The organism is Streptomyces sp. NPDC028308 (assembly GCF_055565855.1).
Window position 1 is genome coordinate 131,368 of the sequence record NZ_JBVHTO010000004.1, and the last position, 14,411, is coordinate 145,778.

The 14,411-nt window shown below is 73.9% G+C and carries 12 protein-coding genes; 7 read left to right on the forward strand and 5 right to left on the reverse strand.

All coding sequences use genetic code 11. The annotated features are described in order from the left end of the window. Positions 1 to 2 precede the first annotated feature (2 nt). The 4 genes from ACZ4VA_RS10785 to ACZ4VA_RS10800 all read right to left on the reverse strand — a co-directional run bounded on the left by ACZ4VA_RS10785 (position 3) and on the right by ACZ4VA_RS10800 (position 4,786). Complete coding sequence (locus tag ACZ4VA_RS10785; RefSeq protein WP_355791504.1) at positions 3 to 698, reverse strand: hypothetical protein; 696 nt, start codon at positions 696 to 698, stop codon at positions 3 to 5. 112 nt (positions 699 to 810) lie between these two features. Further along, entirely contained in the window at positions 811 to 2,688 is a 1,878-nt protein-coding gene (locus ACZ4VA_RS10790) for a GMC family oxidoreductase (protein ID WP_468080860.1), read from the reverse strand. Next, positions 2,685 to 4,103, reverse strand: coding sequence for a hypothetical protein (locus ACZ4VA_RS10795; RefSeq protein ID WP_468080862.1), 1,419 nt, complete (start codon positions 4,101 to 4,103; stop codon positions 2,685 to 2,687). Before ACZ4VA_RS10795 ends, ACZ4VA_RS10790 begins: the two co-directional genes overlap by 4 nt. Then, positions 4,100 to 4,786: a FadR/GntR family transcriptional regulator gene (locus ACZ4VA_RS10800; protein ID WP_388904502.1), complete on the reverse strand. Its 687-nt coding sequence runs from the start codon at positions 4,784 to 4,786 to the stop codon at positions 4,100 to 4,102. Before ACZ4VA_RS10800 ends, ACZ4VA_RS10795 begins: the two co-directional genes overlap by 4 nt. A gap of 338 nt (positions 4,787 to 5,124) precedes the next feature. On the opposite strand from ACZ4VA_RS10800, the gene ACZ4VA_RS10805 reads away from it, so the two are divergent. From ACZ4VA_RS10805 to ACZ4VA_RS10835, 7 genes are all read left to right on the forward strand, one after another. Further along, a complete protein-coding gene (locus ACZ4VA_RS10805) occupies positions 5,125 to 6,273 on the forward strand; it encodes a glycoside hydrolase family 64 protein (protein WP_452921208.1) in 1,149 nt (382 codons plus the stop codon). Positions 6,274 to 6,424: 151 nt separating this feature from the next. Continuing rightward, positions 6,425 to 7,528, forward strand: coding sequence for a substrate-binding domain-containing protein (locus ACZ4VA_RS10810; RefSeq protein WP_452921130.1), 1,104 nt, complete (start codon positions 6,425 to 6,427; stop codon positions 7,526 to 7,528). A 91-nt stretch (positions 7,529 to 7,619) separates the two neighbouring features. Continuing rightward, complete coding sequence (locus tag ACZ4VA_RS10815) at positions 7,620 to 8,951, forward strand: ABC transporter substrate-binding protein (protein WP_468080865.1); 1,332 nt, start codon at positions 7,620 to 7,622, stop codon at positions 8,949 to 8,951. Positions 8,952 to 8,984: 33 nt separating this feature from the next. Then, on the forward strand, positions 8,985 to 9,971 hold the full coding sequence (locus tag ACZ4VA_RS10820) for a carbohydrate ABC transporter permease (protein ID WP_388904510.1): 987 nt from the start codon (positions 8,985 to 8,987) through the stop codon (positions 9,969 to 9,971). Further along, complete coding sequence (locus ACZ4VA_RS10825; protein ID WP_355792180.1) at positions 9,968 to 10,831, forward strand: carbohydrate ABC transporter permease; 864 nt, start codon at positions 9,968 to 9,970, stop codon at positions 10,829 to 10,831. Before ACZ4VA_RS10820 ends, ACZ4VA_RS10825 begins: the two co-directional genes overlap by 4 nt. A 91-nt stretch (positions 10,832 to 10,922) precedes the next feature. Next, positions 10,923 to 11,951 carry a hydroxyacid dehydrogenase gene (locus tag ACZ4VA_RS10830; protein ID WP_355792177.1) on the forward strand — a complete coding sequence of 343 codons (1,029 nt, stop codon included), beginning with the start codon at positions 10,923 to 10,925 and terminating at the stop codon, positions 11,949 to 11,951. Next, complete coding sequence (locus ACZ4VA_RS10835; protein WP_468080868.1) at positions 11,948 to 13,843, forward strand: DUF2264 domain-containing protein; 1,896 nt, start codon at positions 11,948 to 11,950, stop codon at positions 13,841 to 13,843. Before ACZ4VA_RS10830 ends, ACZ4VA_RS10835 begins: the two co-directional genes overlap by 4 nt. 63 nt (positions 13,844 to 13,906) lie before the next feature. On the opposite strand, the gene ACZ4VA_RS10840 is transcribed toward ACZ4VA_RS10835, so the two are convergent. Beyond that, positions 13,907 to 14,317 (reverse strand): Fur family transcriptional regulator, encoded by a 411-nt coding sequence (locus ACZ4VA_RS10840; RefSeq protein WP_355795832.1) that lies wholly within the window; start codon positions 14,315 to 14,317, stop codon positions 13,907 to 13,909. Between the last annotated feature and the right edge of the window lie 94 nt (positions 14,318 to 14,411).

The window sequence follows — 14,411 nt, forward strand, 5'->3', positions numbered from 1 at the left end:
GGTCAGTAGCGCTGGGCCTTGGCCAGGTACGGGGTGAGTTTCGGCTCGGCGGGCTGCCGGCTGAAGGCGATCGGCTGGGCCCGCTTGCCCGGGGCGAGGTCCTCCGCTCCGACGAACCGGGTCTCCACGACCTTGTCGTCGGAATTCCTGAACTCGACCTGCACGGCGTACGACGCCTTCTGGTCGGTCTTGTTGGTGATGGTGACCAGCACGGCGAGCAGCCCGCCGGTCTGGGCCCTCGGCATGCCCGTCATCGCGACCTCGGACAGGGCGTTGCCGCGGCCGTCGACCTTCTTGAGCTCGGCCTCCGCCGCGGCGGAGCCACGGGCCGTGTCGGCGGCGACCGACGCCCCGAACGAGGAGGCGGCAGCGGAGGCGGAGGAGGCCGCCGCCGACGCGGACGCCCGGGCGGAGTCGATGGCGGAGGCCGCCGAGGAGGCCAGCGCGGACGGCGGGGTCCCCGTGAACGAGGACTTGTCCGGCCGGGTGGGCCGCGCGCTGAAGGAGGCCCCGCCGCCCTCGTCCCCGCTGTCCGTGCTGCACGAGACGAGTGCGGCGCCGCCGACGAGCACCGTCGCCAGCGCGAGGACCTGACGGGTACGGCCCGGACGTCCGCCCCCGCGTCCGGAGCGGTCGGGGGCCGCCGTCCCGTGGGTCCGGCTCGCTCGGTCTCCACCATCGGGGATGCGTGTGCTCATGGCCGTTCGTCCTCTTCCCGCCGGTCCGGCGCCCGTCCTACGCGTACGCCTCATGCTCGGCGCGGACCGCGCGGGCCGCGAACGGCGCCGGGCCATTGGGGTGGACGCCGGCTCAGGTGCCCGGGTGCCGGGTTTCCGCCCCGCCCTCTCGTGCGACCTGGCCGCCGGTGACGGCCAGCGCGGCCGCCATGATGCTCAGCTGCGGGTTGACCTCCGGGCATCCGGGGAGCACGGAGGCGTCCGCCACCAGGACTCCGCGCACCCCGCGCAGCCGGCCCTCGGGGTCGGCCGGGGCGCGCCGCGGGTCGGCGCCCGCCGCGACGGTGCCGGTCGGGTGGAAGGCGGACAGGTGCAGGTTCCGCGGTCCCGCACCGGCGAGCAGCTCGTCGAGTTCGCCGAGCGAGCGGGCGCGGGGCGCGAGCGGCAGACCGGTGAGCACCTCCTCGGCACCGGCGGCGAAGAGCAGTCGCCCCATGGCGCGCACGGCCGTCATCAGCCGTTCGCCGTCCCGGCGGTCCAGGTCGTAGCGGACGAGGGTGCGCCCGCGCCCCTGGACGCGGCCGGAGGGCCGGTCGGCGATCATGGCGCCGAGCGTGGCGAGCCGGGCCGTGTCCTCCAGTTCGCGCCGCAGTTCGCGGCCGAGGCCCGGCAGGACGAAGCTGCCCATGCCCGGCGGGCTCGCGGTCGCCTCGATGAGGATGCCCTGGTCGTGCAGTTCCTCGACTCCGGCGCTCTGCAGCACGCCGCGCCAGGCGGTGACCGGTTCGGCGAAGCGTCCGGCCACGCTGGTGGCCGGATGGACGCTGAGGTTGCGGCCGAGCCGGGGATGCCCGCCGAGCCCGGAGCGGCGCAGCAGGCCGGGGGTGTGCAGCGCTCCGGCCGCCGTCACGACGAGGGGGGCGAGGATCTCCAGCTCGCTGCCGTCGCGGCGCCCGGCCCGCACCCCGGCCGCTCGTGGCGTGCCGGGACCGTCGCGGTGCACCAGGACGCGGTGCGCCCGGGCGCCGGTGACGATGCGGGCTCCGGCCGCGCAGGCGTCGGGCAGCACGGACAGTTGCACGCTCTGCTTGGCGCCGGTGGGGCAGCCGACGACGCACTGGCAGGAGCCCTTGCACCCGGGGGCGTTGCGGCGCAGGGGTCCTGCCCGCCAGCCGAGCTTCGCGGCACCGGCGAGCGCGAGCAGACCGTTGTTGCCGAGCACGTCGACGGGCTGGGCGGCGACGCGCAGGGTGCGCTCCACCTCGTCGAGCAGCGGTCCGAAGCGTTCGGCCGCCTCGAATCCGTAACGGCTGCTCCAGCGCTCCAGGACGTGGTCCGGAGTCCGGTAGCAGGTGCCGGAGTTGACCACCGTGGTGCCGCCCACGGCGCGGCCGACCGGCAGCAGCAGCGGCGGGTCGCCGAGCGCGAGGGTGGCTCCGCCGTCCCGGTAGAGGTCGGCGAACCGGTCGAGCGGCGCCCGGCGTCCGAACGACGCCGTCGAGTGGTGGGCGCCCTCCTCCAGGACGACGACGCGCAGTCCGGCGCGGGCGAGGGTGCGGGCGGCCATGGCACCGCCGGCGCCGGACCCGACGACGACCGCGTCCGCGGTGGTGCGCGCGGGCCATTCCTCGGCGGGCGTGCAGTCGAGGGGCGGGTCCGCCGGCGCGCCCGCTCGGAGGTGCGGGGCCGCCTCCCGTGTCGCCGCCGTCCGTTCGGTGCCGGCGGCGAGCAGCACGGGCATCTTGAGGACGTCGAGGAGCGGGACGAGCGCGGGCCGGGCGGCCAGCGAGGCCAGCACGGCTTCCCGCTCGTCGGCGCCGAGCGAGGCGAGGCGCCTGCCGGTGCGGAGCACCGCGTAGGTCTCCACCGCGGCGACGGCGGTGCGGACGCCGGTCCGGGCGGGGCGGGGCAGCGAGGCGAGCACGGTGCCGAGCCGGTGCGGCACCCGTCCCGCCCAGTCGTCCCGGCCGGTGTCGGCGAGCAGGGCGGCGACGAGTCCTTCGGCGGTCATCGCTCCCCCACCTCGGCGTGCGCGGTGCCGTCCAGGGACCACCGCGCCTCGGTGCGCCAGCGGCCCCACCACCGTTCCAGCACCACGTGGGCGTCGGCCGACTCGCTGTTGCGGCAGCGGGCGCGAGCGCCGTCCGGATCGCGGTACTCCAGGTCCAGGGTGCGGGCGGCCGGCTGGACGACGTCGACGCGGACGCGGCGCAGTGCCGTACGTCCCGTGACGCTCCACTCGGGCAGGCCGATCCGGGCCCGGAAGCGTCCGGCGCCGAGCCAGCCCACCGCCGTGCGCTCCGCCCGCCTCGGCCACGTCCGGCCCCGGTGCCTGAGCCGGAGGAAGACGAGCGGCGGCAGCCCGCGCAGCCCGGGACGGGTGGACACGGCGGCGACGATCTCCAGGACGTCGCCGCCGCCGAGGTCCGCGTGGAGCCAGGCCCACCGCCGGGCGTTGCCGTGCCCGTAGATCCGCGCGGAGGCGCCGGGTGCCGAGTCCAGGGTCAGGGTCGTGCCGCCATGGGTGAACTCCCCCCGGTAGGTGGCCCGCGCGGCCGGGAGCATCTGGGCGGCGGGCAGCAGCGGGCGGCGCCAGGACCAGCGCGGGAAGGTGAACAGGGGTGGACCGTCGGGGTGTTCGGTGAGCCGCCAGGAGAACGCGCCGGCCTGTCCGTCGAGTCGTCCCTGGCGGGCCGTGACGCCGGCGCCCGTGAAGCCGTCGGTCGGCGCGGTCCACGGGACGGGCCCGAAACGGGCGTGCTCGACCGGCCCGTTCCGGGGGTAGGCGGCGACCCAGCCGTGGGCCACCGGCTCCGATCCGTCGGCGGGCGCGGTGAGTTCGTGGTGCAGCCAGAGGCCGGTGCCGCTCGCCGGGTCGGTGAGCGTGGTGTACCAGACCTCGGTACGGCCGGGAGTTCCGTCCCAGCGGGCCGCCATGTGCCCGGCGCCCGCCTCCCCGGCCGCCCGGTCCTGAGCGGTGTCCTGGCCGGGGACGCGCGGGAAGCGGAAACTGAGGAGGAAGGGCAGCAGTCCGGTGGTGAGCGGGAAGCGCAGGACGCCCTCGCCCACGCGCGCCCCGTCCTCGTACAGCGTGAACGGCAGGACGGTCATCGACCGCACCGGGCGGCGCGGGGTCACCGACTTCCAGCCGTCGAGGTCGAGCCGCCGTCCGCCCGCCGTGAACGACAGCCGGTAGCGGATGCGCCGCCGTGCGAGAGGCGACACCTCCAGCTCGCCTTCGGCTCGGCCGTCGTCCGCGAGGCCGACGACGCGGACCCGCCCGGTCAGGCGGGCCGTGGTCGTCCGGTGCGGAGCCGTCACCGTGTCGGCGCGGGCCCGCAGGTCGAGGCGGACGCGGCGCTCGCGGCTCCCGTCGTCGAGGCGGACGGTGCCGAGCAGCGTCTCCGTGAACTCGGTGCCCCTCACGCGAGTCCCTCCAGCATGATCCGCTCGGTGGCCTCCAGGTAGGCGTCGGCGGCCGCGTGCGCCCGCGGGCCGTCGCCCGCGAGCACGGCCGCCACCACGGGCGCCAGCCGGTCGTGGGCCGCCTCGGGGTCGGCGAAGGGTTCCGCGAGGGCGGCGCGGACGGGCAGGTAGGCGTTGAACAGCGTGTTGGTGAGCAGGGCGTAGACCCGGTTGCCGGTGGCGCGCGCGAGCGCTCGGTGCACCTCGACGTCCGCCAGCTGCACGGCGTCGCCGCCCGCCGCCTCCCGTACGGCGGCCAAGTGGGCGCGCAGTTCCTCGCGTTGGGATCGGGTCGCCTTCCTCGCGGCCCGTTCGGCGATCAACGCGCCGATGCTGCGCCGCACTTCGAACACCTCGTGCACCCAGCGGGCGTCATGGCGCACGAGCATGGGCAGCAGATCGGCGCCGCCCAGGCGTACGTAGTCGCGCACCTTGGTCCCGACCCCGTGCCTGGTCTCCAGCAGGCCCGCCTGGACGAGCCGGCCGAACGCGTGCTTGAGGGTGGTGCGGGTGACGCCGTAGCCGTCGGCCAGCTGCCGCTCCGGGGGCAGGTAACCGCCGGTCGGATGGCGGCCGTCGAGGATGTCCTCGCGCAGCCGGTGTTCCAAAACGTCCACGATCGTCTCGCGGGGCAGTGCCTCCACGGAGGTCTCCTTCTCGGGCGGCGCGGGCCGCTCGGACCGAGCGGTGCGGGGAGTGCGGTCGGGCCGAAGGCCACGTGAGGTGGCTGAGTGGCTGAGCCACTTGGTCAGTGGATGAGCCACTCAACCAGTGCCTCGCGACCGGGTCAATACCCCTTGCGGCAAAGGCGGTTGCGCACCGACCCCTGCGCAAGTAGTTGACATGTACGCCACCCTGCGCGACTTTGAGAGCGCTCTCAAACAATCCGGACGTCTCCCGTCCGCTTGGAGTCCACCTCGCGAGGAGGCCGCGCGTGCCCAGAAAACTCAAGTGGCGATCACTGACGGCGGCCGTTGCCACCCTGGCCGCGGCACTGCTGACGTTCGGAGCCCCGACCCGCGCCGAGGCGGCGGTCCCGGCGACCATCCCGCTCAAGTTCACCAACAACTCCGGTCGCAGCGGCCCCGTCTACATCTACGACCTCGGGACGCTCCTCTCGACGGGTCAGCAGGGCTGGGCCGACGAGAACGGCACGTTCCACGCCTGGCCGACCGGCGGCAACCCGCCGACGCCCGCGCCCGACGCGTCGATCGTGGGACCGGCCAACGGGCAGTCCAAGACGATCCGCATCCCGAAGTTCTCCGGCCGGATCTACTTCTCCTACGGCAAGAAGCTCGACTTCCGGCTGACGACCGGCGGTCTCGTGCAGCCGGCCGTGCAGAACCCGAGCGACCCCAACCGCAACACCCTCTTCAACTGGTCCGAGTACACGCTCAACGACAGCGGACTGTGGCTCAACAGCACGCAGGTCGACATGTTCTCCGCCCCTTACGCCGTCGGCGTCCAGCTCGCCGACGGCACCACGAAGAACACCGGCCACCTCAAGCCGGGCGGCTACACCGGGTTCTTCAACGCCCTGCGGGGACAGCCCGGCGGCTGGGCCAACCTGATCCAGACCGCGCCCGACGGCACCGTCCTGCGGGCCCTCGCCCCCGGACACGGCATCGAGAGCGGGGCGCTGCCGGGCAATGTGATGGACGACTACGTCAACCGCGTCTGGCAGAAGTACAGTTCGTCGACTCTGACGGTGACCCCGTTCGCGGACCAGCCGAACACCAAGTACTACGGCCGCGTCTCCGGGAACGTCATGAACTTCACCAACGCGGCGGGCGCGATCGTCACCAGCTTCCAGAAGCCCGACTCCGACAGCATCTTCGGCTGCTACAAACTCCTGGACGCCCCGAACGACCTGGTGCGCGGTCCCATCTCCCGCACCCTGTGCGCGGGCTTCAACCGCTCCACGCTGCTGGTCAACCCCAACCAGCCCGACACCGGCTCGGCGAGCTTCTACCAGGACACGGTGACCAACCACTACGCCCGGAAGATCCACGCGCAGATGGCCGACGGCAAGGCGTACGCGTTCGCGTTCGACGACGTCGGCAACCACGAGTCGCTGGTGCACGACGGCAACCCGCAGCAGGCGTACCTCACCCTCGACCCCTTCAGCTGAGCCGGCCACCGGCCGCGGCCCCCGTCCGGGACCGCGGCCGGTGCTCCGACCGGGTGATCCCCACCGGACCCACGACACGCCCGGCCCGATATGCTCGCCCTCGAAACGCTCAAACGAACACGAGCGATCGGGCCGCGAGGGGATCACGGGCATGCGGGAACCGGGCGAGGTCAGGCGGCAGCGGATTCTCGCGGTCGTGGAGTCCCGAGGCGCCGTCAAGGTGACCGACCTCGCCTCCGAACTGGAGGTCTCCGTCGTCACCGCCCGGCGCGACGTCGAGGAGCTGGCCCGCGCGGGCCGGCTGCGCCGCGGTCACGGCGTCGCCCGTCCGGTCACCGACGCGCTGGAGCCGAGCACTCCCCCGCCCGCCCCGCCGGACCGGCCGGGCGGGCCGGTGGCGCTCGTGGTGCCGGAGCGGCACACCTACCTGTACGAGGCCATGGACGGCGCGCGTGCGGTCCTGGCGGAGGCCGGGATACGCGTCGCCCTGCACATCGCCCCCCAGGCGCCCGGCGCGGAACGCCCCATCGTGGAACGGGCCCTCGCGGACGGCGCCCGGGGACTGCTGATCGCCCCCCGCTGGCGCACCGCCGCGTCGGAGGCCGCCGACGCCGACTGGCTCTCCCGCATCCGGGTGCCGACGGTGCTGATGGAGCGCCGGCCCCGCCCCGGCGGACCGCTGCACGCCGTCGACTCGGTCTGCTCCGACCACTGGTTCGGGATGTGGCTGGCGGTCGAGCACCTGACCGGTCTCGGACACCGGCGCATCGTGCTGGCCGCCCGCGACGACAGCCCCACGGCACGCGCGCTGCGGGCCGCCTTCGCCGGCATCGTCGCCGACCGGCCCGGTGTCGAGGACTCCGTGGTCGTGCTGAGCGCGAAGGACGCGGGAGCGGACTCCGGCGAGACGGCCCCCGAGTCGCTGGCCGCGCTGATGCGGGAGCGGGGCGCCACGGCCGCCGTGCTGCACGGGGACGTGGACGCGCTGATGCTGGTGCAGCAGCTCGCCGACAGCGGGGTGCGCGTCCCCGAGGACTGCTCGGTGGTGGCCTACGACGACGTGGTCGCGGCGCTGGGCAGCACCCCGCTGACCGCGGTCTCGCCGCCGAAGTCCGAGGTGGGCCGGGTGGCGGCCGCTCTGCTGCTGGAGCGGCTCGACGGCACGCGGGCGTCGGCGCCCGGCCGGCCGCGCCGGGTGGAGCTGCTGCCCGAGCTGAAGGTCCGGGGATCCACCCGCACTGCGCCGATCGTTTGACTGCTTCGTTTCTTCTGATCGGTCTCTTGACCCCCACTCACTCAGTCGATCAGGATGCCCGTGTCTCGCATCTGAGCCGCAGGAGGCGTCCATGCCTGGCCGACCGAGCCGCCGGTCCCTGCTCACCTCGATCGCCGCCGTCCCCCTCACCGGCGCGGCGGCCGGCTGTTCCTCCGGGGAGAGCCGGGGGTCGCGGAGCCGGGGCGGGGCGACGCGCATCACCTTCTGGTCCGCGCTGCGGGGCAGTCAGGAGGTGGTCGACGCCTTCAACCGCACGCACGACCGCGTCCAGGTCGACTTCCAGCAGATCCCCTCGGGCGGACAGGGCGGATACGCCAAGCTCAGCAACGCGGCACGGGCGGGCAACGCCCCGGACGTGGCGACCATCGAGTACCCGCAGGTGCCCGGGTTCGCCATCGACGGCGTCGCCCGCGATCTCACCCCGCTGCTGAGCGACCGCCTGCGCGCAGGGCTCCTCCCGCAGGCGTGGGGCCTGACCACCTTCGAGAACCGGGTCTTCACGGTCCCGCTCGACGTGGAGCCGATGGTGATGCACTACCGCCGGGACCTGTTCGAGCACTACGGCCTCGAAGTCCCGCGCACCTGGGACGAGTTCGAGGCACTCGCCCGCACTGTGCGGCGCAGGTCCCGCACCAGGCGACTGGCGCTGTTCCCCACCGACGGGGCCTCCCAGTTCGCCGCCTACGCGTGGCAGGCGGGCGCGCAGTGGTTCGACACCCGCGACGGCGCTTGGAACGTCTCGCTGACGGACGCCCGCACCCGGGAGGTCGCCGCCTACTGGCAGCGTCTCGTCGACGACGACCTCCTCCACGTCAACGAGGTGGAGAGCCGGCGCGGCGACGCCCAGATCGGCGGCGGGCTGGTCCTGGTACGGCTCAGCGGCGCCTGGGACGCGGGGGCACAGATGAACGCCCGCCCCGGCCAGAAGGGACAGTGGTCCATCGCGCCGATGCCCCGGTGGGACACCGCCCGGCCCGCGGTCGGCACGCACGGCGGCTCGACCTTCGCGGTCACCAGGGACAGCGCGCACCCCGAGGCCGCGATGGAGTTCATCGAGTGGCAGGTCTCGCACCCCGACGCGCTGCGCGCCCGTCTGTCCAGCGGCACCAGCAGCCAGTACCCGGCCGCGCCCGCCCTGGTGAAGGTCGGCCGCGAGGCGTTCGACCGCTCCTACTACGGCGGCCAGGACATCTACCGCCTCTTCGAGCGGGAGGCCGCGGTCATACGCGACGGCTGGACCTGGGGCCCGCGGATGACCGCGACCAACCGCGTCATGCAGGACGGCTTCGCCCGCGCGGGCGCCGGCCGGATGTCCCTGGTGGACGCGGTCAGGGCCGCGCAGGAGGGGACGATGCCGGACCTGAAGGCGCTGGGACTGGCGACCACCGAGCACAGCGACTGACCGACGCGGACCCCACCTCACCGATCAAGGCAGGTGACCACCTTGACCACCACCGCACCCCCGGTCCGCGCGACGGCCCGCCCGGCCGGCGCCACGGCCGGCTCCGCCGGGCGGGCCTCGGCACGCCGTCGTGAACGCTTCGCCTGCGGCGTCCTGATGGCGCCCTTCTTCCTCCTCCTCACCACGGTGTTCCTGGTTCCGGTGGCGACCGCCGTGTGGCTGAGCTTCTTCAGCGACGACCAGCCAGGGCTCGGATTCGGCCCCGAGCGCCGGGTCTTCGTCGGTCTGCGCAGCTACGCCGCCGTGCTCTCCGACCCCACGTTCCTCGGCGGCCTCGGGATCGTGGTGCTGTACTGCCTCGTCTACATCCCGCTCATGGTGGCCGGCGCCCTCGCCCTCGCGCTGCTGCTCGACTCCGGGGTCGTGCGCCTGCGGTCCTGGGCACAGCTCGGCCTGTTCCTGCCGCACGCGGTGCCCGGCATCATCGCCGCCCTGATCTGGCTGTACCTGTACACGCCGGGGATCAGCCCGGTCGTCGAACTGCTGGGCCGGGCCGACATCACCGTCGACTTCCTCGGGGTGCACACCGTGCTGCCGGCCATCGTGAACATCGCCCTGTGGAGCAATCTCGGCTACAACATGGTGATCTTCTACGCGGCGTTGCAGGCCGTCCCCCGCGAGGTGCTGGAGGCCGCGGTCGTCGACGGCGCGGGACCGGTCCGTACGGCGCTGGGCGTCAAGGCGCCGCTGGTGCGCTCCTCCGTCGTCATGGTCGCCATGTTCACCCTCATCTGGGCGCTGCAGCTGTTCACCGAGCCGATGCTGCTCAGCCAGTCCACACCGATGATCAACTCCCGCTTCTCGCCCAGCATGTACATCTACGACGCGGCGTTCACCCGCAACAACTACGGCCTCGCCGCGGCCGCTTCGGTGATTCTGCTCATCCTCACCATCGCCCTCTCGTACGGCGTGACCCGCTGGACGAACCGCGCGGGTGCCCGACAGGAGGCCGCCCGATGAGCACCGGCTCCCCCACCGCGCTGCGCCCCCGGCTGCTGGGCCGCGCCGCCGTCAACACCGTCGTCGGCATGGGGGTGTTGTACACCCTGCTGCCGGTGCTGTGGCTGGTGCTGGCCGCGTCGAAGAACCGGGACGCGCTGTTCGGCAGCGACGTGCTGTCACCGGGCGGCTTCTCCTTCGCGCGGAACCTGCGCGACCTCTTCGCCATGGACGGCGGCCTGTACGGCCGCTGGTACGCCAACAGCCTGCTGTACGCGGTGCTGGGCGCCGCGGTCAGCGCGCTGGTGAGCGTCGCCTGCGGCTACGCGTTCGACAAGTACCGCTTCCGGCACAAGGAGAAGCTGTTCGGCCTGGTCCTCGCCGCCGTGATGGTGCCGCAGACCGTGCTCGCTCTGCCGCTGTACCTGATGGCGTCCGGTGCCGGACTGGTCAACAGCTTCTGGGCCGTGTTCGTCCCCGCGCTGTTCAACCCCTTCGGAGTGTATCTGGGGCGGATCTTCAGCCAGGGCTACGTCCCGGACGAGGTCCTGGAGGCGGCCCGCGTGGACGGCGCGGGCGAACTCACCGCCTACGTACGGGTGTCGCTGCGTATGCTCGGCCCCGGCCTGGTCACCGTCTTCCTCTTCCAGCTCACGGCGATATGGAACAACTTCTTCCTGCCGATGGTGATGCTGTCCGACCAGGACCTCTATCCGGTGAGCCTCGGCCTCTACACCTGGAACAGCTCGGCGTCCGTCTCGCCCGAGTACTACCCCGTCGTGATCATGGGCTCCCTGCTGGCCGTCCTGCCGCTGATCGCCGCCTTCGTGCTGCTCCAGCGGTTCTGGCGCTCGGGGCTCACGGCCGGCGCGGTGAAATAGCCCGACGGGCCGGTGCGGCACGCGCGTTCGCGCACCGAACCGGCGTTGGCCCACGCACCCCGGCAGGACCCGCACGTACACCAGGAGCACCATGCACACCTCGTCAGGCGGCCGCACCCTCCCGCGCACCGCTCTCGCCATGGGGCCGGACGCCGCGGCGGCCGTGTTCACCCCGGACGCCGTGGAGGCGCTGGGCCGGGTCTGCGACCTCGTGCCGCCGCCCGCCCTACACGACCTCGGCACCGAACGGGCCCGCGCCGTCCTGCGCGACGTGGAGGTGCTCGTCACCGGCTGGGGCTGTCCCGTGCTGGACGCGTCCGTGCTGGAGGCCGCCCCCCGGCTGCGGGCCGTGGTCCACTCCGCCGGGTCGGTGCGCCACCACGTCACCACGGCGTGCTGGGACAGGGGCCTCGACGTGTCCTCCGCCGCCGCGGCCAACGCCCTGCCCGTGGCCGAGTACACGGTCGCCATGATCCTGCTCAGTGGCAAGCGCGTCCTCGAACGCGCCCGCGACCACCGCGTGGCGCGTCGCCGCGACGACTGGCTCGGCACCCCGCGCGACGTCGGCAACTTCCGCCGCACGGTGGGAATCCTGTCCGCCTCCCTGGTCGGACGGCGGGTGATCGAGCTGCTGCGTCCCTACGATCTGCGGGTCCTGCTGCACGACCCGTACGTCACAGCCGAGGAGGCCGCCGCGCTGGGTGTGCGGGCCGTGGAACTCGACGAGCTGTTCGCCCGGAGCGACGTCGTCAGCGTCCACACCCCGCTGCTGCCCGCGACCCGCGGACTCGTCGGCCGTCAACTCATCGCGGCGATGCGGCAGGACGCCGTACTCGTCAACACCGCCCGCGGCGCGGTGGTCGACCAGGAGGCGCTCACCGAGGCCGTCACCGCGGGCCGGATCCGGGCGGTCCTGGACGTCACCGACCCCGAAGTGCTGCCGCCCGACCACCCCTTGTGGGACTGCGACGGCGCCCTGATCACCCCTCACCTCGCGGGCTCCCAGGGCAACGAGTGGGCGCGCCTGGCCGAGCTCGCCGTCGGCGAGGTCGCGCGCTGGGCCGCGGGCGACGGCTTCGCCCATCCCGTACGACACGAAAGGCTGGCCTACCTCGCATGACCATGCCCGGACTTCCCGCCGACGACCGCGAATCGAGCCCCTTCACCGGCTACACCCGCGCCCACTGGGAGACGGCCGCCGACCTCCTGCTGCGCGCCGCCTGGCGCTGGGCGACGCCGCACGGAGCCCTGCTCGACCTGCCGGGACCCCCGTCGGTCTCAGGCGTCCGCTCCGACGGGCTGGAGGGGTACGCCCGTACGTTCCTCGCCGCCGCCTTCCGGACCGCGGGCGCCGACGGCAAGGACCCGCACGGCTGGCTCGACCGCTACGCCGACGGGCTGGCCGCCGGCACCCGCACGCCCGGCCGCGACGACGCCGAGTCCTGGCCGCTGATCCTGGACCACCATGTGCAGGGCCAGCCGATGGTGGAGTCCGCGTCGGTGGCGCTCGGCCTGCGCCTGACCCGCCCGTGGCTGTGGGACCGCCTCGACGGCGACGTGCGGGACCGGGCGGCGCGATGGCTGAGCGGCGCCCTGGAGCACGTACCGGCACCGAACAACTGGTACCTCTTCCCGTACACCGTCGCCGGGTTCCTGGAGTCGGTCGGCCGCGGCGACGCGCGGACGGCCCGCGCGAGGGAGCGGGCGCTCGGGCTGCTGGAGGGCTGGTACCGGGGCCAGGGCTGGTACGCGGACGGCGACGGGCGCGCCTTCGACCACTACAACGGGTGGGCCCTGCACCTGTATCCGGTGCTCGACGCGCATCTCGCCGGCACGGAGGGGACGGCCCCGTACGGTGCCCGGCTGCGTGAGCATCTGGAGAGCTACTCCCTGATGTTCGGGGCCGACGGGGCGCCGGTGCATTTCGGCCGGTCGCTCACCTACCGGTTCGCCGCCGCCTCGGCGGTGGCGCTCGGCGCCGTCACCGGCGACACGCCGCTGTCCCCGGGCACCTCGCGCAGGCTGATGAGCGGCGCGCTGCGCCACTTCCTGGACCGGGGCGCCGTCGACGGGAACGGCCTGCTCGGCCTCGGCTGGCACGGCCCGCACGCGGCGACCCTGCAGCGCTACTCGGGTCCGGCCTCGCCGTACTGGGCGTCGAAGGCCTTCGTCGGTCTGCTCGCGCCCGACGGGCACCCGCTGTGGACGGCCCGTGAGGAGCCGGCGCCCAGCGAGGGACCCGACCGGGTCCTGGCACTGCCGGCGCCGGGGTTCCTGGTGCAGAGCACGGGCTCCGACGGCATCGTCCGGCTGCACAACCACGGCAGCGACCACGTCCGCCCGCACGAGGGTGAGTCGGCGGCCGAGGACGACCCGCTCTACGGCCGTCAGGCCTACAGCACCCGTACCGGCCCCACGGCCGCCGGGAACGTCGCGGACAACCACCTGGGGCTGGTCGTCGGCGGGGCGCGCAGCGTGCGGCGCCGGATACATCCGCTCGGGGCGGGCGGCGGGGACGGCTGGGGGTGGGCGGCGTCCTGGCACCGGCCGGTGTTCGCGGGCGGTCCGCCGACCGTGCCGGGGCTGCGGGTGGAGAGCGTCACCGTGGTACGCGGCCGGCTCGAACTGCGGGTGCACCGGGTCGTGGGCGCCCCGCCCGGGGCGCTCGTCGAGCAGACGGGCTGGGCGACCGGCCCCGACGGGAGCCCGCACTCCGCGCTGCATCCGCTGCACGGCTGGAGCGAGGCGGACGAGGCGCGGGCGCCCCAGGGCACGGCGTTCACCTCCTGGGCCCGGGTCCCGCGGCTCACGGGTGAGGCCGAGGGCACCGCGGTGTACGCGAGCCTGGCCACGCTCACCGAGGAGCCGGAACCGGTGCCTCTCGCCGGGGCGGTCACCGGGGTGTCGGCGGACGGGCACGGAGTCGAGGTGCGCTGGGCGGACGACGGCTCGACGACACGCGTCGCCTTCGAGCCCCTCGCCGTCGGGCACACGGGCGGTGACGGCGGCTGAGCGGGCCGGGACCGGAGCCCGCCCCCGCCGACGGGAAGACGCCGGTTGTCTCTCCTCGCGCCCTCAGGCGCAGGAGGGGCACAGCCCGCGGTAGGTGACCTCCGCCTCGGACACCGTGAAGCCGAACCGCTCCTCCGCAGGCAGGTCCGCCAACGGGCTGCCGGTCGGGTGGACGTCGCGGATGGTGCCGCAGCCCGAGCAGACCAGATGCTGGTGCGGGTGGTGGGCGTTGGGGTCGTAGCGCTTGGCGCGGCCGTCGGTGGAGACCTCGATGACCTCGCCGAGGGACACCAGCTCCCCCAGGGCGTTGTAGACGGTGGCCCGGGATATCTCGGGCAGCCGCTCGGCCGCGCGGGCGTGCACCTCGTCGGCCGTGAGATGGACGTGGTCGCCGTCGAGGACCTCCGCGACGACGCGCCGCTGGGACGTCATCCGCCAGCCACGCCCGCGCAGTCGCTCCAGCAGGTCACTCATGTCGGTTCACCTATTCAGGCTCGGTGGGATGTTCACGTTCGGCGTGGACGTCCGGATTCGATCCCCTGTGGATTTGGCATGCTTATTGACTTGG